Below are 22,663 nucleotides of genomic sequence, written 5' to 3' on the forward strand. Positions count from 1 at the left end.
CAGTCAATATCTAACTACTTGGACGAAGAAACTACCTGTTTACGTTTACGATATTCAACAGGTGTTTCATTGGTCCAGCGTTTGAATGCACGATAGAATGTACTTGGTTCGGAAAAACCGGTGAGATACACAATTCTTTCCACACTTTCATTGGTATTTGCCAATAATTTTTTTGCCAGACGACAGCGATAATCCGAAAGAATCTGTTGAAAACTGGTATCGGCTTCACTCAGTTGGGTACGCAGACGCCGTGGTGTAATATTCAATTGTGTGGCAACCGTTTCCAGTGTCGTATCACCACTTTCCAGTGTTGCACCGATTGCACGTCGAACCTCACCCACCAAATCGTAGCGTGCCAACTCTTGTAATTTTTCGACGGCAAGTTGCTCATGTAACTGTAAAAGCTCGGGTTCTGCTTGCCAGAGTGGATAATCCAGAATAGCGTGATCAAAATAAATTCTGGTTTCTTTTTGGCCAAGGCTTACAGGACAATCATAAACCCGTAAATATTCTTCATCACTCGCCCCTTCACTAAAGTTGAAATCAATAAATGTCGGTTGAAAACGGCCTTCCGTAACAAATTTAAAGAAACGCAATACACCTGACATAAAACATTCAGAAAAATGACGATTTACTTTTTGATCGGCAGTTTGTTGAACACAATTGGTCAGATAACAATGTGCTTCATTAATCACCAGTTCTGCTTTTAATGCATCACTGATCAGACGTTGATAAGCCAAAGCACGTTTAAGGCCAGCACCAAAGTTTCCACTGCTGATAAACAGATGTTCAATCACCTGACCTCGATACAATGGCAAATATTCACCCAAATGCAATCCAATATCGGGATCATGCGTGACTTCTTCCAGCGCATTCCAAAAAGCACTTTGGGCACTAAATGGTGTCCGTGCATTTATTCCCAATTGACCTAAAGCAACACCAGCTTTATTTAGAATTTCTTCTGTAGGGAGTCCTGCCCGTCGCATTGCCTGATAACCCAAACGTAGAACAACTGACGCATCTGTTAACTGCCCCATGATTTTCTTCCTTACTTAATCATGTTGAAATATATCCACTTTCATCTATATTAGATTACCCACTATTGACCAAACTGACAACGTATTAAGCTACAATTTTCAAGATAAATTTAAGCGCTTTATGTAAAAATTTTACAATTTAAAAATCTGTTGCGCTTTAAATAACATATAACTTGAGATATTTGATTTTTTTGGCTATAATTTGCGCCTGTAATTTTTAACAAATCAGGTAGGCTATGGCCAATAAAGAAGAGCTCATTGAGTTCGAAGGCGTTGTCACCGAAACGCTTCCTAATACCATGTTCCGTGTCCGTTTAGAAAATGGTCATGAAGTTATTGCGCATATCTCTGGCAAAATGCGTAAGCACTATATCCGTATCCTTACAGGAGATAGTGTTAAAGTTGAAATGACGCCTTATGACTTAAGCAAAGGTCGTATCACGTATCGTGCGCGTTGATTCTATCAACCTCTATTCAACTTAAGCCAAATTCTAAAAAGCTACATTCTACAATGTGGCTTTTTTATTTATCCGCTATTATCAACTTTATTTATCCGCTATAATCAACTTTATTTATCCGCTATAATCAACAAAAGCATACTAACGAGCAAAACAATGACAAAAACCATTCTTGTATTTTTCTACACAACCACAATATTTCTTCTCACGGGATGTATGCATAGCAGTCTGCAACATCAGAACTTTACTGCCTACTTAGATCAATTTATTGGTCAACCCAAAGAAACCATCCTTGCCAAAGCTGACTTTAAAACATTTGGTTTTGATACAACAACCCCAACTTTGCAAAATAAAAATCAAATTGTCTATACTATTATCCGCCCATTAAATATTCCCCTACCAATCCCGGTTGAAACAGGAAATTCAGGGGGTTCAGGTGGTAGAATATCTACAAACACAGCTTCTTTAGCAAATTCATATCAAATGAATGTAACCTGCAATATCATTTTTCATCTGGAAAATAACATTGCGACCAAATGGGAAAGTAAAGGTAAAGCCTGCTAATCTGACATAAAACAAAAAACGCAGCCTAAAGACTGCGTTTTATCAACTATTTTAAAGTTAAATCAATAAATTAAGCCAGAGCAGCAACCACGGCTTCACCCATCTCTTGCGTGCCAATCTTAGTTGTGCCTTCAGAGACAATATCCGCGGTACGTAAGCCCTGATCCAACACCTGACCGACTGCATCTTCAATGGCTTTGGCCGCAGTTTCTTCACGGAAGGTATAACGCAATAACATTGCAACTGACAAAATGGTCGCCAGAGGGTTTGCAACATTTTGTCCCGCGATATCAGGCGCCGAACCATGACAAGGTTCATACATGCCTTTGCCATTCTCATCCAGCGATGCAGAAGGCAACATTCCGATTGAGCCAGTCAACATGGCTGCTTCATCAGATAAAATATCACCGAATAAATTACCGGTCACAATCACGTCAAATTGTTTTGGCGCACGTACCAGTTGCATGGCTGCATTATCCACATACATATGTGAAAGCTGAATGTCTGGATAATGTTCGTCTTTTAGTGCAGTTACGGTTTGTTTCCAAAGTTCGGTCACTTCGAGTACATTGGCTTTATCCACTGAACAAACTTTTCCGCCACGTAAACCTGCCAATTCAAACGCAACTTTGGCAATCCGTTTGATTTCAGATTCGGAATAAACATCGGTGTTATAGCCTTGTTTTTCGCCATTCTCAAGTTCACGAATGCCTCGAGGTTGACCAAAATAAATACCGCCAGTCAATTCACGAACAATCAAAATATCCAGACCTGCCACAATTTCAGGCTTTAAGCTGGACGCATCGGCAAGCTGTGGATATAAGATCGCAGGACGGAGATTGGCAAATAAATTAAGTTCACTACGAATTTTTAATAGACCACGTTCCGGACGGATTGAACGCTCAATGGTATCCCATTTTGGACCACCAACGGCCCCCAATAAAATCGCATCGGCTTTTTGCGCCTGTGCACTGGTTACCGCAGGATAAGGCTCGCCATGTGCATCAATGGCTGCACCACCAAGTAATCCATGTTCCCAAGTCAAACCTAAATTATATTTTTCATTGACTGCACTTAATACTTTTTCGGCAGCTGCGACAATTTCGGGACCAATACCATCGCCATCTAAAATTAAAATATGTTTCGTCATTTTAAAGTCCAATTGTGATGTGTTTTACACACGGTTCTTAAGGGCTGACCCATCAACCCTAAATACGTTGTTCTACAAATTCACCTAAACCTGTCACCACATTAAATGGTCGGCAGAAACGTCGTAAGGCAATATTGTCTTGTAAGAGGTCGACACAAAGCGCACCAGGCATTGCGACATTAAGCAAGGAACCATTACTTACAGCCTTTTGGCGGAACATCATTAACTTATATTCATGACCTGCCAAAAAACTGTGGATCAAGTGAAACTTTTCTGCTCGCTGATTCGAAACCGGATAAAATCTTACCGCCACCTCATGCTCTCCCGGAATCAGGGAAAGCGCATATTGGTGATTAGTGGAAAAGACTGAACCTTCCAAACGAACCATACCTCGTTCAATCGCCTGCTTAGTTGGACGATGGGTTTGCTCATCGATGACTGTCACATCATCCACTCTTGCAAAATCACAGCCTTGTGCTGCTGCACAAGATAAATACAGCGTATTTAACTCTGAATGTGGCTGTTGCAAGATTTTATAGGCATCCACCACCGTATTTGTGCTTTGACATCCAGTAAGTAACATCATTGCACCTAAAAACCACGCAGTGAAATATGCGACACGCATCATGTGTATCCTACTCATGTGTAGCATTGGACTTTTAAATATCAACGCTCATCTTATCAAGATGTGTTTCGGATAGCTATGCTTGCCGCACGCTGTTTACAAATTCTTTAGTCCTGAATTTCCTGAAATACCCATGGGCGTGACTGTTTGGCCTGACTTTCAAATGCACGAATCGCATCTGCATCCTGTAAGGTTAAACCAATATCATCCAAACCATTTAACAAGCAATGTTTGCGAAATGGATCAACCTCAAAAGTAAATACTTGTCCAGATGGGGTACGAACTTCCTGTGCAGCCAAATCAACAGTCAATTGATAACCTTCTGTCGCTTCACATTCTTTAAATAACTGATCAACTTCAGCTTCAGTCAAAATGACTGGCAACATGCCATTTTTAAAACTGTTGTTAAAGAAAATATCGGCATAACTTGGCGCAATCACAGTACGGAAACCATATTCACTCAATGCCCAAGGCGCATGTTCACGACTCGAACCACAACCAAAATTGGTACGCGCCAAAAGAATGGTTGAACCTTGATAGCGCGGCTGATTTAATACAAAATCCGGATTTTTAGGACGTTTAGAAATATCCTGTCCCAGATAACCTTCATCCAGATAACGCAACTCATCAAATAAATTATCACCAAAACCAGTGCGTTTAATCGATTTTAAAAACTGTTTTGGAATGATTAAATCGGTATCGACATTGGCACGGTCTAATGGTGCAACAATACCTTGTTCAACTGTATATGCTTTCATGGTTTTGTTCCCTTAGAATGTCCGAACATCAACAAAATGACCCGCAATCGCTGCCGCAGCAGCCATAGCTGGACTAACCAAATGGGTACGACCACCATTGCCCTGACGACCTTCAAAGTTACGGTTAGATGTTGAGGCACAATGCTCGCCCGGCTGTAATTTATCAGCATTCATTGCCAAGCACATCGAACAGCCCGGTTCACGCCACTCAAAACCCGCTTCCAAAAAGACTTTATCCAAACCTTCTTGTTCTGCCTGTTGTTTTACCAAACCAGAACCCGGAACAACCATTGCCTGTTTAATGCTACCCGCAACTTTACGGCCTTTCACGACTTCGGCAGCGGCACGAATATCTTCAATACGGGAATTGGTACAGGAACCGATAAAGACCCGATCCAGTTGAATATCTGCCAAGGCCTGACCTGCATTTAAGCCCATATATTGATAAGCCCGTGTCCAGTCATTACGCTGCACGTCATCTTTGGCCTGTTCCAAAGTAGGAACAGCTTGTGATACAGGAATCACCATTTCTGGTGAAGTGCCCCACGACACTTGCGGTTCAATCTCTTCACCTTGTAACACCACCACAGTATCAAATTCTGCGTCTTCATCAGAATGCAATGTGTTCCAATAAGCAACAGCCTTATCCCAGTCCTCACCTTTCGGTGCATATGGACGACCTTTTACATATTCAATTGTTTTTTCATCAACAGCAACCAGACCCACGCGCGCACCAGCTTCAATCGCCATATTACACACGGTCATGCGTCCTTCAATCGACATATCGCGGAATACCTGACCACCAAATTCAATGGCATGTCCTGTTCCGCCTGCGGTACCAATCTTGCCAATAATAGCCAACACCACATCTTTTGATGTCACACCTTTACCCAGTTTGCCATCAACACGCACCAGCATGTTTTTCATTTTTTTCTGAACCAGACACTGGGTTGCCAAGACGTGTTCAACTTCAGATGTACCAATCCCGTGTGCCAAACAGCCAAAAGCACCATGTGTCGCAGTATGTGAATCCCCACAAACAACTGTCATTCCCGGTAAAGTCAAACCTTGTTCCGGTCCAACCACATGTGCAATCCCTTGACGAATATCATTAATGGCAAATTCAACAATGTTAAATGTCTTACAATTATCATCCAGTGTTTGTACCTGAATACGGGATGTATCATCTTCAATCCCGGCAATGCCCTGTTCACGTTCTTTTTTAGACGTTGGAACATTATGATCAGGGGTAGCAATGTTGGCACTTAACCGCCATGGTTGGCGTCCGGCAAGCTCTAATCCTTCAAATGCCTGTGGTGAAGTCACTTCATGTAATAAATGGCGGTCGATATAAATCAGACTTGAACCATCATCACGTTGTTTGACCAAATGATCATTCCATAATTTGTCATATAAGGTTTTGCCTGCCATATCGTCGCCTCCATTGTGCTACATCGGACTGGGTATATATTTTATGATTATGAAGTATAGAGGATTTAAAAACATAAAACTAATTTATCATTTTTATGTATTAAAAAACTTTTTGAAATATATTTCTAAATCATTAGTCAATTTCACAACAAATCAATAGAAGCGAGGGAAACAGGTGCTGATTTTCTAATGGTATCGAAAATTGCACAGGCTTTAGATCTTCGCGCTGCTTGTTTATATAGATGATGATATTTTTATGAATTATTAAAAATATCAATTGTTTGATGAAAATTATCTTGAATATACATACCAGTTGTATCACACAAATGATAATCAATCTATTTTTCAAATAAAAAACATTAATATTATCGGTTTTTAAAATTATTCAACTGGCCTTATATTTCCCTTTATCAACAGATCATTGCGGAGAGAAACATCATGGCACATATTCAGCATTTTATTCAGAATAATCAGCGTACCTTAAAAAAGACCTTAAGCTATTACATCATGCACATTAGCATTGCAATGTTAGTCGCTTATGTTGTCACAGGCAATCTGTGGATCGCCATGACTTTAAGTTTACTTGAACCTACCGTTCAGGCAGTTGCATTTTTCTTTCATGAGAAAGTATGGGCAATCAAACCTGCCAAAACGGAACAAATACCCAATCAACAGGACATGATCACGCAACACTAAAATACTGTGATATCTGTTGTCTCTCTTTTTTTAACTTAAAAGGCAATCTGGAATTTTTAGATTGCCTTTCTTCCAAATTCATTAGATGATCCTATAAATACAGCCAAAAATTATTTCTTTTAAATTATGAAAATTGCCACGTTTAGCGCGTTTATCAAAGTCATGGAAACCGGTTCAATCTCTATTGCCGCAGAAAAATTGTATTTAACCCAGCCAGCAGTAACCAAACGTATTCATGGTCTGGAAAATTATCTAGGCATTAAATTATTTGAATCTGTGGGACGTGGTATTCAGCCTACACAAGCAGCATACCATATTTTACCCCGCATCAAACAATGGTTAAGTGAACTCGAAGATATTCAACGTGATATTAGTCAGTCACAGGACCGAATACAAGGTAAACTCAAAATCGGTACCAGCCATCACATCGGCTTACATCATCTGCCAAAATACTTAAAGTCTTTTGCACAGGACTATCCGCAAGTTGAATTAGAGGTACAATTTGTTGATTCAGAACAGGCACACCAATTGGTTTTAGCGGGAGAAATTGAGCTTGCCTTTTTAACTTTGCCGCCGCAATCCGATATCCGTTTACATTATCAACCCTTATGGCAAGATCCACTCACTTTTGTTGTTGCACCCTTTCATCCATTGGCACAACAACAGGAACTCACCCTAAATGATTTAATCAACTACCCAAGTTTACTACCTTCTGCACATACCTATACCAGTCAAATCACCTTGGCAGAATTTGAAAAACGTGGCTTAAAACTACAAGCTTCCATGAGTACCAATCCGCTGGAATCGATTCGTATGTTGGTATCCATTGGTTTAGGCTGGTCGGTTTTACCACAGACGTTAATCAATCAGGATCTAAAAGTATTGGATCTAAATTTACAGTTAAAACGTCAATTGGGTTTGGTTTGGCATCCCGAACGAAACCAATCCAAAGCAGCTCAAACCCTGATTAATCTCATACAGCAGAACTTGCAATTTCAATAAATTCAATAGCTATGATATGTAGTACCCGAATTCAACCACATCAGTTTTATTCGGGTACTTTCACAAAGCGACTACTATCATTATTTGTGTTGCTGAAACAACCAGTCACGGATACCCTCAATGGTATAAGCAATACGCCATGTATTACGATGGCCCGCAGCACCCGCTGTACTTTGACCCGCAGGAATGACTGTACCCTTTTTAAAAGCAACATAATACACATTACTGTCAGGGCCTGATTGCTGAATATTTTTGACATCGCGATCAAACTGGGCTGCATCGGCATTGGCATCCCATACTGCACGGGTCACTTTAGCCCCATTTTGTGCGAGAGTTTGCGTGATGGCATTCATACCCGGATACGCTTTGCTATCATCTTCGGAAACAACGATCCATAATTTATTTTTTGCCATGGGTATAGTCTTATTGGCATCCCATTGTCCCGCCACCAGAAAAGAGGCTGCAAATAAATCAGGGTATTTAATGTTCAATGCAATACTGGTCATACAGCCACCTGATTGACCTGTGGTATATAAACGATTGTGATCAATCGAATATTGTTTTTGCAATGCTTGCAGCAGGCGGACCGTAATATCTGCATATACCGAGGTTTGATCATTGTCATTTGCCAAAGCAACCGGATATTGCGGTGCCAGCACAAAAGCGGCATGCTTGCTTTGGGATTCTGGACTGGCCCAGACTGTAGCACCTAGACCCTGTGCCAATGTTGCATATGGATTTGGACCTGTCACACCCAAATCATGCATAAACAAAACCAGCGGGTATTGACGATTGGCATCATAATCTTTTGGTACATATAAATTATAATCCAGCGTTAATCCAGTTTCCGGATCAGTAAATTTAAACTGTTTAAAATCATCAACAATCAGATTACTTTGACGTGTATTGGATAATGGTTTTGCTGGTGGTGTATAGGATTTGCCCGAGACTGTGGTAATTTTTTCTGCCTGAGTGACCACCACGGAAGCCTGACTAAGTACAGGACCTTGAGCATTATAAGTACTTGCATTTTCATCATTGACATTCAATTCAATAATGACAAAACGACCATCTTTGGCAATACTATTTTTCTCAGCCCAATCACTCGCATAAACTTTTGTGATATTATGGTTGGACACACTAAAGGTATGGGTCGTTAACGATTTATTTTTAATCGGCACATCATATTCAACAATAACAGCAGTAGTACGCTGACCATCACCAAATACTTCTGTTACTGCAGTAACAGCGCGAATATGCTCGCTATAAAAGACAGAATCCTGCATACCACCTGATTTTTTATTATTCGTACCATTTGGTATCTCTGCCTGCATCTGTACCGATCCCGTTTCAGCCTGAGCTAAAGAGATATTTCCGATCCCCATACCCAGAATCATTAAACTATTTAACAGCGTCTTATTCATCTCAACCTCGTTCTATACGTCTAAATATTTATAAAATCTTTCAAATTTAAAATCAGTTTTATCTAAAAATGTATTAGTGATGCTCAGCCAAGATTGCCAGTTTTTCCTGTGCCGTCGAATCCCCTGCCTGTGCGGCTTTTTGATACCATAATAGCGCCTGTTGAAAATCTTGAGTTACGCCAAGACCATGTTCATACATACGCCCCAAAGCAAGCATGGCTGGTGCTGCAATAATATCTCCACGCTGTGCTGAAACAGCATACCATTGCAACGCTGCCTGATAATCCTGTTTTACACCAATACCCTGTTCATATAAAGTGGCCAGTTGATATGCGCCAGTAATATCGCCACGATTGGCAGCAAGCTGATTATATTGAAAAGCCTTTGCAGTATTCTGTAACTTGCCTTCCTGCTGATAAATCTGGCCCAAATAACGGGGTGCCTTCATGTCACCTAATGTTGTGGCACGTTGAAACCAATCTTGTGCCTTTACCAGATCTTTACTAACACCCAGCCCCTTGAAAAAAGTAATCCCTAGGTCGGTCATGGCACGTACCGAACCCTGTTCGGCAGCAGTATTTAATAAAGTTAATGCCTGTGCATCATCGTTTATCCCATAACGTCCATCCTGATAGGCTTCGGCCAAATGCACCATTGCAGACAAATGACCTTGTTTGGCTGCCTGTGTTAAATATTGCAATGCCTGAACCTGATCACCCGCAGTATTGGCCTGTTCATACAAATCATAAAGCTGCTCGGCATCAGTACTTTGTTGTACCACTACTGGATTAGAATCCTGAGTTGTTGCTTGTTTTATCGAAGGGGATATCTGACAGCCCGCTATATTCCCCAGCAAAAATAGTACGCATATGAGCCTAAATACATTAAAACCAACCATTGATTTCTCTTTTGGTGTAAATTTATTTTTATGATCTTAGAGTTAAATCATGTAGTAAAATTGAAGATGATGTTATTCGACATCACTTATCCACTAAAAAAATAAAACATTGAATCTGTAATTTTTATCACGATACTAATATAGACAGCTACACTAAATAGACAGCTATGCTAAAAACCACATATTTTAAATCTATGTGATAGAAACCACGCCATGCTTTTTTTATATCGTAGACCAGCAATAGTTCCTATCATCTTATTCTTTGTTTAAATCGACCAGTCCTGAATATCCCACTGTTGTGCCTGTGCCAGTTTTTCCAGACGATCATCCGGATTAACAGCAATGGCATGGTTTGCATATTCCAATAAAAAACGATCATTAATCGAATCGGAATAAGCCCATGATTCAGATACAGGCCGTCCATTTAACCATTGATCCAACCGTTTTAATTTACCTGTTTGATAACACGGCAAACCAGCGACTTTGCCAGTATATTTTCCATCAATGACTTCTGCATTGGTGGCAATAATATTGTGAATACCAAACGCGCGAAAAATTGGTGCCGTAATAAAATCACTGGTCGCTGTAATCCCCACAATTTCATGCCCCAGATCCTGATGTTTTTTGATGGCTGCAAAGCCCTTGGGACGCATCTGTGGTCGAATGACTTTTTGCATAAACACATCATGTAAAGCACTTAAATAATGGTTGTCATGCCGGGTCAGAAAATCAAACACAAACTCATTATAGGCTATCGGATCAAGCTGCCCTGCTTTGTAATCCTGATAAAACTTATCATTCATTTGGCGGTGATATACCGGGTCGACCAGCCCTTCATTTACCAGAAACTCTCCCCAGGAATGATCCGAATCGGTATTTAGTAGAGTATGATCCAGATCAAACAACGCCAATTTCATGAAAAGCCTCAGATTTAGTAGGGTTTATTAATTACTTTATAAATAGATAAAATATTAACAAACCTTCAATAATTTAGTAAAAAAAATGTAATTCTGTTACCGCAAAGAGCAGAAATTCGTTAAGATCATAACAATTTCAATTGCTTTGACTTCGCGATTACTCGATGAGCATGATATAGCAACTCATCCTGCTCGCAAAGTCCATAACATAGATAAATATTTAGGTGCCAAATGATCGATTCTGAAGGTTTCCGACCCAATGTCGGGATCATCTTGGCAAATGACGCTGGACAAGTACTATGGGCAAAACGCATTGGACACAATGCTTGGCAATTTCCACAAGGAGGCATCCAATATGGTGAAACTCCTGAACAGGCTTTATATCGGGAATTATATGAAGAAGTTGGATTACTGCCGGAGCATGTGGAAATTATTGCACAAACCCGAGGTTGGCTAAGGTATCGTTTGCCATATCGCTACATTCGAACAGACTCCAATCCTGTATGTATTGGACAAAAACAGAAATGGTTTTTATTGCGCCTTGTAGGTACGCAAAAAAATATTTCCTTACAGACCACAGATCCTGCCGAGTTTGACGAATGGCAATGGGTAAGTTACTGGTATCCACTTGGACAAGTGGTAAATTTTAAACGAGATGTTTACCGACGAGCACTGTCCGAACTCTGTTTGCACTTACCTTTTCGGCACTCATCTTGATTTACTTAGGAACAGCACATTTAATCAGGGAATAAATTCATGGCAAATACAATGCAACTTGAAACCTTAAGACGTATCGTGCAAGAGGTCGATGCCTCGCCAAGTTTGCATGAAGCGCTTGATGTGATGGTGAATCAGGTTGCAGAAGCCATGGATGCCGATGTTTGCTCGGTCTATTTACTTGACGAACGTAACCATCGCTATGTACTCATGGCATCCCACGGTTTAAAACTTGAAGCTGTAGGCAATGTTTCTTTAGATACCAGTGAAGGGCTGGTCGGCTTAGTTGGACAACGCGAAGAAATTGTCAATCTGGAACATGCACCAAAACATGAACGCTTTATTTATTTACCCGAAACAGGTGAAGAAGTCTTTAATTCATTTTTAGGTGTGCCCATCATGTATCGCCGCAAAGTCATGGGCGTGATGGTAATTCAGAATCAGGAAAGCCAGCATTTTAGTGAAGCTGCCGAATCCTTTTTGGTCACCTTATGTGCGCAACTTTCCGGTGTTATTGCCCATGCCCATGTGGTTGGCAATATTGATGTTTTTCGCAAACCGTCCAGTGGACCAAGTTATCAAACTTATCAAGGCGTTGCCGGTGCAGATGGGATTGCGCTAGGTCGTGCTGTCATTCTTTATCCTGCCGCAGATCTTAACTCAATTCCAGACCGTGAAGCAGAAGACATTAGTATAGAACTGGAACTTTTAGGTAAAGCTGTTTTTGCGGTACGTGAAGACATTAAAAATCTTGATGCAAAAATGCAGGATTCCCTAATGTCAGAAGAACGTGCTTTATTCAGCGTATTTCTACGTATGCTCGATGACAATGCACTGCCTGCCGAAATCAGCGCTTTGATTCGGGAGGGTCATTGGGCACAAGGTGCTGTGCGTCGGGTGATCGAAAAGCATGTCAATATTTTTGCACAAATGGAAGATGGTTATCTGCGTGAACGAGTATCCGATCTTAAAGATCTCGGTCGACGTATTCTTGCTCATCTACAAACTGCCGATACCAGCCACAAGGAAATTACCGAAGATACCATTTTAATTGGTGAAGAAATCAGTACCGCGGCGCTGGTTGAAATGCCGATTGGTAACATTGCCGCAATTGTCACCACTGAAGGTGCAGCCAATTCGCATATGGTAATTGTCGCACGGGCACTGGGTATTCCAACTGTTGTTGGTGTGACTGAATTACCAATCAGTACGCTGGACGATGCCGAGATTATCGTCGATGCCTATCAAGGTCGGGTGTTTGTACATCCACCACGACGTTTACGTACCCGTTATAAAGAAATTAAAAAAGACGAAGATCAGATCGCCAAAGACCTAAAACAGTATGAAACCAAAAGCGCCATTACGCCTGATGGTGTTGCTATGCCGCTGTTTGTTAATACCGGTCTAATGATTGATGTGGTTCGTGGTGTACAACGTGGTGCCAAAGGTGTCGGGCTCTATCGCAGTGAGATTCCGTTCATGCTACGGGAACGTTTTCCCGGTGAAGAAGAACAACGTGCAATTTATCGCCAACAACTGAGTCACTTTGCCAATAAACCTGTGGTGATGCGTACGCTTGATATCGGTGCCGACAAAGATTTGCCTTACTTTTCGATTGAAGAAGAAAACTCGGCGTTGGGCTGGCGAGGTATCCGTTTCACGCTGGATCATCCGGAAATTTTTTCTTCACAAATCCGTGCCATGCTCAAGGCAAGTATTGGTCTGAATAATCTGCATATTCTATTGCCAATGATCACAAGCGTTAGTGAAGTTGAAGAAGCACTCTATCTGCTTGACCGCGACTTAAGTGCAGTTCAGGAAGAAGAACAAGTCAAAATCACCCGGCCAAAAGTTGGGATCATGATTGAAGTTCCCAGTATTCTGCTGCAAATTGACGAATTTTCCGAACTGGTCGATTTCTTCTCTGTCGGTTCAAATGACCTCATTCAGTATTTACTCGCGGTTGACCGAAACAATCCCCGCGTTGCCAGTGTTTATTCGCACTTTCATCCAGCAATTCTCCGGGCACTGACCAAACTGGTCAAAGAATGTCATCAATATGACAAACCCATTAGCCTTTGTGGTGAAATGGCAGGTGACCCACTTACTGCAATCTTATTGATGGCGATGGGCTTTAATACCCTGTCAATGAGCTCTAGTAATATCCTGCGTGTGCGTAAGGCCATCTGCCATGTACCGATGACAGATGCACAAGACTTGTTAGAGCAAGTTTTAAAACTCAACAATCCGTTGATGATTAAAAGCTTAATTGAACATTATTTTAGAACTCATGGACTGGCGGATATGGTGAAATCCAATCGGACTGTAACTGTTTAAAATTGATTTCAAGGCTGTATCTATTACAGCTTTGGTATCAAGACAAGTGTTTCTTTTAGCCCTTTACCATTCAACAAGGAAAATAATAAATGGATCAATCAGATCGATTGATTAGCTGTATTTTATATGCGCTAACAGGTATAGGACTGGGTATTGTAATTGCAATATACTGTTCTCTTTATGGCGTTTTAACGACAATAAATTCAATATACATTATTATTTTCACAGCCTTGACCTGTTCCTTTATCGGTTATCTTTTCCCAAATTTGATCTCTCTTTTCTTTCGCTGGATGTGGAATATTTTTAAGTAAACTCCCCCTTATAACAAAGCCTAAAACTCTTTTAATTGTTTAAATCTCATTTAAAATAAATAACTATATCTGTTCTATATAGTATCGATCATTGATCATAACAAAATAGATCAATGATCAATCAAAGAAATTATATCTTGATCACAGTGCCCTGTGCGATGGCACACAGATACTCCCGATCTTGATGGATACAATAAATTTCAGCCACACAGACGGCCTGTTTTTTGCCAACACTTTTTGCAATGGCTTTTGCAATCAAGCGTTCACCTTGCGCAGGCTTAACATAATTAATCTTAAATTCGGACGTTAGCGCATCACCCATTAACGCAATGCCGCCAGCAAAAGTAATGGAATTATCCGCCAGATAGCTTAATACCCCACCATGAGCAAAACCATGCTGTTGTCGATGCTGCTCACCTAATACAATGCCTATTTCAACTTCATTCTCTGAAATGACTTTTAAGGTTGCACCCATAAACTGGCTAAAAGGTTGTGATTTAAAAATCTGATCGGCGGTATTTTGAATATCCATATTCCATTCCTTTTTAAAAATTATGCAGGCAATGCCCGTTCAAGTATCCGTGCCACATCAATCCCCTGTGCAGTAACAAGTCCAGTCACGCGCCCGTGCAATGCGTTAAAACGTGTCTGGATAAATACCTCCGCCACAAAAGGTTCAGAATATCGCAGTAATAATACCGCCTGCGCCAGCAACACCAGTCGTGTTACCAGACTTCGTGCGGAGAATTGTAAATCATGGGCTGATTGCAGCAATAAAGCATATAACTCGGCCCGTGCAACCTTTAATTGCTCAACCTGCTGGCATTCTGCATCAAATGAGTTTAATAATATCTCGATTAGTTCCGGTTCTCGTTGAATCGCACGCAGGACATCCAGACACATTACATTACCAGAACCTTCCCAGATAGAATTCACCGGTGCTTCCTTAAATAAACGTGCCATGATGCCCGTATCGACATAACCATTCCCACCAAATACCTCCATGGTTTCGCCGGTTAACTCAACCGTACGTTTACAAATCCAGAATTTGGCCGCAGGAGTCATGATCCGAGTCCATGCCTGTGCGAATTGATTATCAAGCTGATGTTGGTGTTGTTGATCTTGTCCATAGTGCCAAGCCAGATGCATACTCAATTGCAATGCTGCTTCGGTTTCCAGTGCCAGATCGACCAGAACCGATTGCATCAGAGGTTGATCCGCCAGCACTTTACCAAAAGCCTGACGTTGCCGTGTATATGCCAAACATTGCACCAATGCCTGACGCATGATGGCACTACTCCCAACCGAACAGGTTAGACGGGTATAGCCTGCCATTTCAATAATGGTTGGTATACCTCGCCCTTCTTCACCAATCATGATGCCCCATGCATCCTGAAATTCCACTTCACTGCTGGAATTACTGCAATTGCCGACCTTGCTTTTTAAACGCTGTATATTAACCCGATTTTTGCTGCCATCCGGCAACCAGCGTGGTACAAAGAAACAGCCTAATCCGGAATTTTCGGTCTGTGCAACAACCAGATGTGCATCGGACATCGGTGCGGAAAAAAACCATTTATGGCCAGTCAGTAAATATTCCTGCCCTCGTCCAGTCTGATTTACTGGTTTTGCCAGTGTTTGATTGGCACGTACATCTGATCCACCCTGTTTTTCGGTCATGCCCATGCCAATCCAGATCGACCTTTTATCCTGAATGGGAATATCACGCTCATCATATTCTGTGGACAGCAATTTATCGCCCAATTCAGCCCATAAGACGGGTTCTCGCTGTAACAGTGGAATACTGCCTAGTGTCATGGCATTCGGACATAAATTACCGCTTTCAACCTGTCCAGACAGATAAAAACGACTGGCCCAATCTACCCATGCACTGGATTTATGCTGCGTAATAAATGGATAAGCATGTACAGCATATTGCCGATTTAAGCCCATCCATTGATGCCAGGCAGGATGAAATTCCAGAAAATCAATACGTCGTCCACGGGCATCAAAAGCATGTAATTCCGGTGTATGCCGATTAGCCAATTCCGCAGCATTGTAGAATGCTGAACGACCTACCACCTGACCAAAAGTATGCAATACTGGCTGATCCTGACTACCATAATGCTTTAAAATTTGCTGTAAAATCAAATCCGTATCAAATAAATTATAATCCTGAATTTCATCAAACTGATTACTGATCTGATGGGTAAGCCATTTTGTTGTCATCTATGTTCCCTCATGTGTTATTTTAAAAGCACTTTTCAAGTATAAAAGATTCCTATTATTCCCATGTTCGGATTTTCGTGATGGCTCAAGCATCCATAAATGTACGCCGAAAACCAAGGCAATCCAGAGCTAAATTTACACAGCAGGCTTTGCTGGAAACCACTGTTCAGCTTTTGCGGGAAAAAAGTTTTGATGAAATCACCATTCGGGAAATCACTGAAATTGCTGGCGTTGGTTTGGGCACCTTTTATGAATATTTCAGTCAGAAAGAAGATGTGATTGCTTTAATCATTCACCAATACATAAAAATGAATATTCAACAACTTCAGCAACTGGCAACAGCATATCTATCAGATCACCACGACTTAAACATAGCGCCCTATTTACGTTATCTTATCGAACAGCAAATTTTAATGATCAAACAGGAACAGCGTATCTGGGCAACGATTTTTTTACTTGAACGACAACTTTCAAGCGTCGAAATTTATCAAAAACATTATGAACTTATGACGCAGCACTGGCAGACTTTAATTACATTCTATTTTCCTCAACCAGTAAAAAAACAACGCGCGGCGCAGAATTTACATCGGATCCTTTATGGTTTTGTCATGCAAAGCTTACTCATTCAGCCGGATTTTCGGGATTGGGAAAATTTGCAACAGGATATTATTACGGCAAGTCTGGCTTTTATTACAACAAGAAAAGATTAAAATATATAAAATCAGTTAGTTAATACGGTTTAAATATCAACCCTAGTACCACAATAATCTAAAAAACAAATCACTATTAGAAATTTAATCTGTTTTACAAATGATGTAATTATTTTATACTAAAAAACAGATTCAAGCACTTCATTGGCTTAATGTAGAGGTTATGATGCATATAGATCAGCACTATCCAAAACAACGTAACTCGAACTTTAATATCATTCAACAATATTTGGTTGCATATTGTTTTATCCATTAAATCAACCCCATTTACCAACTTCATAAAAAACAGGAGATAGCCATGACCGACAAAAAATGTCCTTATAGCCATTTAACTACCGACTTTGGTGCACCAGTTGTCGATAACCAAAACAGTTTAACCGCCGGTCCGCGTGGTCCATTATTGGCACAGGATGTTTGGCTGAATGAGAAACTGGCCAATTTCGTCCGAGAAGTCATTCCAGAACGTCGTATGCATGCCAAAGGTTCTGGCGCATTTGGTACGTTTACTGTAACCCACGACATTACTCAATATACGAGAGCCAAAATCTTTAGTGAAATTGGTAAAAAAACCGAAATGTTTGCCCGTTTTACCACGGTTGCCGGTGAACGCGGCGCAGCTGATGCCGAACGTGATATCCGCGGTTTTGCCTTAAAATTCTATACCGAAGAAGGCAACTGGGATCTGGTAGGAAATAATACACCCGTATTCTTTTTACGCGATCCACGTAAGTTCCCTGATTTAAACAAAGCGGTAAAACGTGATCCACGGACCAACTTACGTAGTGCAACCTATAACTGGGATTTCTGGACACTGTTACCCGAAGCATTCCATCAGGTGACAATTGTCATGTCTGATCGTGGTATTCCAGCCAGCTATCGTCATATGCATGGTTTTGGTAGTCATACCTATAGCTTTATCAATGCAGCCAATGAACGCTTCTGGGTGAAATTCCACTTTAGAACCCAGCAAGGCATTAAAAATCTGACCGATGCCGAAGCCGAGGCTGTCATTGCCAAAGATCGTGAAAGCAACCAACGTGATTTATATGATGCCATCGAACGTGGTGATTATCCGAAGTGGACACTGTTTGTACAGATCATGCCGGAACAAGATGCAGAAAAAGTGCCTTACCATCCGTTTGATTTAACCAAAGTCTGGCCACATGCAGATTATCCATTGATCGAAGTCGGTGAATTTGAACTGAATCGTAATCCTGAAAACTTCTTCTTAGATGTAGAACAATCTGCTTTTGCGCCAAGCAATCTAGTTCCAGGGATTAGTGTTTCTCCAGATAAAATGTTACAAGCCCGCTTGTTCAACTATGCAGATGCACAGCGCTACCGTCTGGGGGTAAACTATCAGCAAATCCCAGTCAACAAAGCACGTTGCCCGGTACACAGTAACCATCGTGATGGTCAGGGACGTATTGATGCCAACTATGGTTCTTTACCACATTACGAACCTAACAGTTTTAATCAATGGGTTGAACAACCAGAATACAAGGAACCACCACTAAAAATCACTGGTGATGCCGATTTCTGGAATTACCGTGAAGATGATAGCGACTACTTCAGCCAGCCACGTGCCTTGTTCGAATTGATGAATGATGAACAAAAACAGGCTTTATTTGATAATACTGCCCGTGCCTTGGGTGATGCCCTCGACTTTATCAAACAACGCCACATTGATAACTGCGAGAAATGTCATCCAGACTATGCACAAGGTGTACGCGATGCTTTAAGCCGACTCAATGCAGAAGCCTAAGTCTATATTTTTATTCACTATTCCTATTTGTATATGTGAATAAAGAAAAAACTAAGCATAAATTCGTTTAAAAAGTCATCGTCAGATGGCTTTTTATTTACACAGCATCACTTGAAGTCGATTCTGTTTCTTTTAAGCTAGATATTATTTATTAGAAAGAACAAAACAATGTCGAATCTACTTCATCCTGCTGCACAACAAGGTTTCAGTCAGGGCGCAGAACTCTATCAACAGTCGCGTCCAAACTACCCGAACGAGGTGGTCGACTGGTTAAAGCAAGAGCTACAATTAAATGGTAAAAGTAAAGTGGTTGATCTTGGCGCAGGTACAGGAAAATTTATTCCTTATTTGCAACAAGTCACCCCGCATATTTTTGCAATTGAACCAATTGCAGAAATGCTGGATCAACTGATTCAAAAACATCCAGATATTCATAATATTCAGACCGATAGTAAAAATATTACCTTACCTTCCAATAGTATTGATGCCGTGATTTGTGCACAATCATTTCACTGGTTTGCCAATGCCGAATCACTTGATGAAATTTATCACGTACTTAAGCCCCATGCAGCATTGGGTTTAATCTGGAATCAACGTGATATTTCCTTTCCATGGATCAAAGCAATTACCGATTTGATTACGCCTCTTGAAGGCGATACTCCACGTTTTTATCGTGGGACATGGCAGAATATCTTTGAACATCAACATTCATTTCAATTGCAATCGATCAAAAAATTCCAGTTACTACATCGCGGCAGCGTGGAACAGGTGGTGGTTAATCGTATTTTATCCACTAGCTTTATTTCTGCGGCACCAGTACAGGAAAAAGAGAGAATACGACAAGGCCTGATTAAAATCGTTGAGCAGCATTTAAACAAAGGTTTACAGGATACAATTGATTTCCCTTATGTAACCTATGCTTACCACTATAAAAAATGCTAATAAAAAAACCATGATGAGTCATGTACAGACATCATCATGGTTTAATTAAACTGGTCTATGACAGCAGTCAATACATTATTTAATACTGACCTGGCATTGCCATGATTCTGCTGGTTTATCCTTTTCCCAAGTACGAACGTAATCTAACTGGATCGTTTCAGTCCCTGCTTTTTTTGCCGAAAATTCAAAATGACGAATCCCGCCACTTCCCACCACAGTCTGATCTTTGGCATCTGCTACATAATATGATGTTGCACTCAGATGATTTAAAGGATTTTTCAGTTGCCATTGATAGCCGGTTGTTGCATTTTCTGGCGCACTAAAACCGATCTTTTCACCGATAGCCAAACTTAAGTTGGCAGGACAAGCCTCACCTAAATGGAAGTTCTGTTTCACCTGTGTTTGCTCATATTTTGGAATCTGTACACACCCCACCATGAATCCACCACATACTACGATTGTCGCCAATTGTTTTAATATATTCATTTATACCTTCTCTCTATTGTCAGTAAACGAAATTTATCATGCCATAAAGCAAAATGGTCTCCTATCTTAACTTGTGCTTTTTTCCAGCCACTCAATCGAACTGACCCGAAATACTTCACAAGCACCATCGCCCACATCATCCGGACGCTGCGATGATTTCCACACCAGATCCTTATCCTTGATCTCGACCAGATCACCCTTTAAACGGACAAAATCACCACGATTGACCTGTTTAATTTCCTGTGCAATTTGTGGATTAGCCGGAATAATATGGATATTCGACACCATTTGCATGGCTTGCTCGGCAGGAACAGGTAATTTTTGAATACTCCATTTCAAATAACGGTCATATTGTTTCACCGAAATTTGTGAAGCAATTTCCGGATAAGCAAATAATCCCCAACTCACCGCAAAATCTACCGGGGAAAATTTTGCCTGTTCATCATCATCATAATTTTTATAGCCTAGAATGCGAAAATCACCATAAAATGGCTGTAATACCGAAATAGACTGCCCTTCTACAGGGGGCAAACCGTGGGCAACATTATATTCTGCATAACTGGCATAGGCCGGAATCATTGCAAAAGCAAAAAAAGAAAGTAATGCCATCTTTCTGATTAACATCTGCAAATCCTCTCAATAGACAATAAAACAATGATGTTATTTTGCAAGATTCCAGCAGAAACTATGCTAGTTTTTGGTAAAACGATTTGCATCGAAACGCAGGTTTTGTCGGTCAGGATTAAACTTTTGTAACCATCTTTACAAAAATAAAATATTTCTATTCTTCCTCAAACTCAATTCGTACCGTTTCAAATCTGACCCGACCTTCTTCAATCGCTTGGGCAATCGCTTGCTGCCCTTTGGTCAACCGAGCTTGACCCGATTTAATGTCAATAAAAATCACTTCGATATCTTCAGCATCACACAAGCCTTCCCGATATTCACTGTAGCCAGAGAACACCACATAATCGACCGGATCACCCAAAAATTTGGCATCACTAGGCAAATAGTCAAACTCTGGAAATAAGGGAGCAAATTGCTCTGCCATCTTACCTTTTAACACTGCCCGACTGGTATTGACACTACGCTTTCTTGCCAATGTCAATGCCGCATCATGCTCACGCATTAGCTCACTCATTTCATATTGATGTTCTGCTTTTAATTGTTGTAGCCGACCAAAGAAAAACCACACACTGCTAAACAGAATCCCCACCATCATACCAATCAACAGGGCAACAGGAACGGACATAAGACACTCATTAATATCATAAAGTATTATTCGCACAAAACTGTTATTAGCATAAACTATTAGGCGAGATAAAGGGTATGCTTATCAACATTACACCTTTTTTATTTTTTTGGTTGATAAAACCTGCCTTAAAAGACATCATGGCTCGATTATGTGATGCATTAAATATATTTTAAATAAAAACAGCACATTATTATAGATTATGTCATTCTACTGTCATAATAAAATGGTATGCTTGGGAAAGAATATCATTCATTTTTTAAGGTAAAGCATGAAAACGCTGTTAATTGCAAATCAAAAAGGTGGCTGTGGAAAAACTTTAACTGCAATTACCTTAGCTTCTGCCCTTGCCAATAAAGGTTATAAAGTTGCTCTTGCCGATGCCGATCAACAAAAATCCAGTCTGCAATGGTTAAAACTTCGTCCCACAACTGCCCCTTCCATCATTCCCGTCGATTGGCGTGATGAACAATCCATTGGCGAATCGCCCAAAAAAGTTGACTGGCTTATTATTGATGCACCCGGTGCCTTATCCAGCGAGCAAGCACAACAATTAATCGCCGAAAGTCATGCGTTGATTGTTCCACTACAGGCATCTTTCTTTGACATTGATAGTACACGACGCTTTTTAAAACAAATTGAAGATATCAAACGTATCCGCAAAGGAAAAGTTGAAATCCAGTTACTTGCCAATCGAGTAAAGACCGGCGCTTCCAGTCAAACGCAGATTCAGGAATTTTTTGATAAAATCGAGCAACAACCAATTGCCTGGATCAATGAACGCAGTGCCTATGCACAACTGGCCATGCAGGGCTTAAGTGTATTTGATAAAAATCAGAAACAGTTTTTAATTATTCAGCAACAATGGGAACCTATTCTAAAACAACTACTTGGTCAAAATGTTGGTCAAGATAAACAAGACTGGTTCTAGTTTCTGTCATTTTAGGCTAAGAT

At 40.6% G+C, this 22,663-nt stretch carries 23 protein-coding genes; 10 read left to right on the plus strand and 13 right to left on the minus strand.

Annotated elements, in window-relative coordinates; translation table 11 throughout:
* Positions 1–14: 14 nt before the first annotated feature.
* Positions 15–1,037, minus strand: coding sequence for an AraC family transcriptional regulator (locus tag CAP51_RS03970; protein WP_087619443.1), 1,023 nt, complete (start codon positions 1,035–1,037; stop codon positions 15–17).
* A gap of 236 nt (positions 1,038–1,273) precedes the next feature.
* Between CAP51_RS03970 and infA the strand changes: the two genes are divergently transcribed.
* Both infA and CAP51_RS03980 read left to right on the plus strand, forming a co-directional pair.
* Positions 1,274–1,495 carry a translation initiation factor IF-1 gene (gene infA / locus CAP51_RS03975; protein WP_004692529.1) on the plus strand — a complete coding sequence of 74 codons (222 nt, stop codon included), beginning with the start codon at positions 1,274–1,276 and terminating at the stop codon, positions 1,493–1,495.
* Positions 1,496–1,651: 156 nt separating this feature from the next.
* The gene (locus CAP51_RS03980) at positions 1,652–2,059 is read left to right on the plus strand and encodes a hypothetical protein (RefSeq protein WP_140404399.1); all 408 of its coding nucleotides are present in this window, start codon (positions 1,652–1,654) and stop codon (positions 2,057–2,059) included.
* A gap of 70 nt (positions 2,060–2,129) precedes the next feature.
* On the opposite strand, the gene leuB is transcribed toward CAP51_RS03980, so the two are convergent.
* From leuB to leuC, 4 genes are all read right to left on the minus strand, one after another.
* A complete protein-coding gene (leuB, locus tag CAP51_RS03985; RefSeq protein WP_087619445.1) occupies positions 2,130–3,209 on the minus strand; it encodes a 3-isopropylmalate dehydrogenase in 1,080 nt (359 codons plus the stop codon).
* Positions 3,210–3,267: 58 nt separating this feature from the next.
* Complete coding sequence (locus CAP51_RS03990; RefSeq protein ID WP_087619446.1) at positions 3,268–3,837, minus strand: hypothetical protein; 570 nt, start codon at positions 3,835–3,837, stop codon at positions 3,268–3,270.
* A gap of 104 nt (positions 3,838–3,941) precedes the next feature.
* Positions 3,942–4,592 carry a 3-isopropylmalate dehydratase small subunit gene (gene leuD / locus CAP51_RS03995; RefSeq protein ID WP_087619447.1) on the minus strand — a complete coding sequence of 217 codons (651 nt, stop codon included), beginning with the start codon at positions 4,590–4,592 and terminating at the stop codon, positions 3,942–3,944.
* Between the two features lie 12 nt (positions 4,593–4,604).
* Positions 4,605–6,023, minus strand: coding sequence for a 3-isopropylmalate dehydratase large subunit (leuC, locus tag CAP51_RS04000; protein ID WP_087619448.1), 1,419 nt, complete (start codon positions 6,021–6,023; stop codon positions 4,605–4,607).
* A 438-nt stretch (positions 6,024–6,461) separates the two neighbouring features.
* Between leuC and CAP51_RS04005 the strand changes: the two genes are divergently transcribed.
* Both CAP51_RS04005 and CAP51_RS04010 read left to right on the plus strand, forming a co-directional pair.
* Positions 6,462–6,719: a DUF2061 domain-containing protein gene (locus CAP51_RS04005; RefSeq protein ID WP_087619449.1), complete on the plus strand. Its 258-nt coding sequence runs from the start codon at positions 6,462–6,464 to the stop codon at positions 6,717–6,719.
* A gap of 126 nt (positions 6,720–6,845) precedes the next feature.
* On the plus strand, positions 6,846–7,721 hold the full coding sequence (locus tag CAP51_RS04010; RefSeq protein WP_087619450.1) for a LysR family transcriptional regulator: 876 nt from the start codon (positions 6,846–6,848) through the stop codon (positions 7,719–7,721).
* 80 nt (positions 7,722–7,801) lie between these two features.
* On the opposite strand, the gene CAP51_RS04015 is transcribed toward CAP51_RS04010, so the two are convergent.
* The 3 genes from CAP51_RS04015 to CAP51_RS04025 form a co-directional block, all read right to left on the minus strand.
* Positions 7,802–9,145, minus strand: coding sequence for an alpha/beta hydrolase-fold protein (locus CAP51_RS04015; protein ID WP_087619451.1), 1,344 nt, complete (start codon positions 9,143–9,145; stop codon positions 7,802–7,804).
* Positions 9,146–9,218: 73 nt separating this feature from the next.
* Positions 9,219–10,001 carry a tetratricopeptide repeat protein gene (locus CAP51_RS04020; RefSeq protein ID WP_171294722.1) on the minus strand — a complete coding sequence of 261 codons (783 nt, stop codon included), beginning with the start codon at positions 9,999–10,001 and terminating at the stop codon, positions 9,219–9,221.
* A 308-nt stretch (positions 10,002–10,309) separates the two neighbouring features.
* The gene (locus tag CAP51_RS04025) at positions 10,310–10,960 is read right to left on the minus strand and encodes an HAD family hydrolase (protein ID WP_087619453.1); all 651 of its coding nucleotides are present in this window, start codon (positions 10,958–10,960) and stop codon (positions 10,310–10,312) included.
* Positions 10,961–11,191: 231 nt separating this feature from the next.
* On the opposite strand from CAP51_RS04025, the gene CAP51_RS04030 reads away from it, so the two are divergent.
* Positions 11,192–11,677: an RNA pyrophosphohydrolase gene (locus tag CAP51_RS04030; RefSeq protein ID WP_087619454.1), complete on the plus strand. Its 486-nt coding sequence runs from the start codon at positions 11,192–11,194 to the stop codon at positions 11,675–11,677.
* Between the two features lie 39 nt (positions 11,678–11,716).
* Entirely contained in the window at positions 11,717–14,014 is a 2,298-nt protein-coding gene (gene ptsP, locus CAP51_RS04035; RefSeq protein WP_087619455.1) for a phosphoenolpyruvate--protein phosphotransferase, read from the plus strand.
* Positions 14,015–14,455: 441 nt separating this feature from the next.
* On the opposite strand, the gene CAP51_RS04045 is transcribed toward ptsP, so the two are convergent.
* Positions 14,456–14,857 carry a PaaI family thioesterase gene (locus tag CAP51_RS04045; RefSeq protein ID WP_087619457.1) on the minus strand — a complete coding sequence of 134 codons (402 nt, stop codon included), beginning with the start codon at positions 14,855–14,857 and terminating at the stop codon, positions 14,456–14,458.
* 20 nt (positions 14,858–14,877) lie between these two features.
* Complete coding sequence (locus CAP51_RS04050; protein ID WP_087619458.1) at positions 14,878–16,554, minus strand: acyl-CoA dehydrogenase family protein; 1,677 nt, start codon at positions 16,552–16,554, stop codon at positions 14,878–14,880.
* An 80-nt stretch (positions 16,555–16,634) separates the two neighbouring features.
* Between CAP51_RS04050 and CAP51_RS04055 the strand changes: the two genes are divergently transcribed.
* From CAP51_RS04055 to CAP51_RS04065, 3 genes are all read left to right on the plus strand, one after another.
* Complete coding sequence (locus CAP51_RS04055; RefSeq protein WP_087619459.1) at positions 16,635–17,264, plus strand: TetR/AcrR family transcriptional regulator; 630 nt, start codon at positions 16,635–16,637, stop codon at positions 17,262–17,264.
* A 298-nt stretch (positions 17,265–17,562) separates the two neighbouring features.
* Positions 17,563–19,029 carry a catalase gene (locus CAP51_RS04060; protein WP_213062670.1) on the plus strand — a complete coding sequence of 489 codons (1,467 nt, stop codon included), beginning with the start codon at positions 17,563–17,565 and terminating at the stop codon, positions 19,027–19,029.
* A gap of 168 nt (positions 19,030–19,197) precedes the next feature.
* A complete protein-coding gene (locus tag CAP51_RS04065) occupies positions 19,198–19,971 on the plus strand; it encodes a class I SAM-dependent methyltransferase (protein ID WP_087619461.1) in 774 nt (257 codons plus the stop codon).
* A gap of 75 nt (positions 19,972–20,046) precedes the next feature.
* On the opposite strand, the gene CAP51_RS04070 is transcribed toward CAP51_RS04065, so the two are convergent.
* From CAP51_RS04070 to CAP51_RS04080, 3 genes are all read right to left on the minus strand, one after another.
* The gene (locus CAP51_RS04070) at positions 20,047–20,457 is read right to left on the minus strand and encodes a protease inhibitor I42 family protein (protein WP_087619462.1); all 411 of its coding nucleotides are present in this window, start codon (positions 20,455–20,457) and stop codon (positions 20,047–20,049) included.
* Between the two features lie 66 nt (positions 20,458–20,523).
* Entirely contained in the window at positions 20,524–21,066 is a 543-nt protein-coding gene (locus CAP51_RS04075) for a hypothetical protein (protein ID WP_420535149.1), read from the minus strand.
* A 172-nt stretch (positions 21,067–21,238) separates the two neighbouring features.
* Positions 21,239–21,709 carry a Holliday junction resolvase-like protein gene (locus CAP51_RS04080; protein ID WP_087619464.1) on the minus strand — a complete coding sequence of 157 codons (471 nt, stop codon included), beginning with the start codon at positions 21,707–21,709 and terminating at the stop codon, positions 21,239–21,241.
* Between the two features lie 271 nt (positions 21,710–21,980).
* Between CAP51_RS04080 and CAP51_RS04085 the strand changes: the two genes are divergently transcribed.
* Positions 21,981–22,640, plus strand: coding sequence for a ParA family protein (locus CAP51_RS04085; protein WP_087619465.1), 660 nt, complete (start codon positions 21,981–21,983; stop codon positions 22,638–22,640).
* Positions 22,641–22,663: the final 23 nt, after the last annotated feature.

This window comes from Acinetobacter populi (assembly GCF_002174125.1).
GTDB classification, from domain to species: Bacteria; Pseudomonadota; Gammaproteobacteria; order Pseudomonadales; family Moraxellaceae; genus Acinetobacter; species Acinetobacter populi.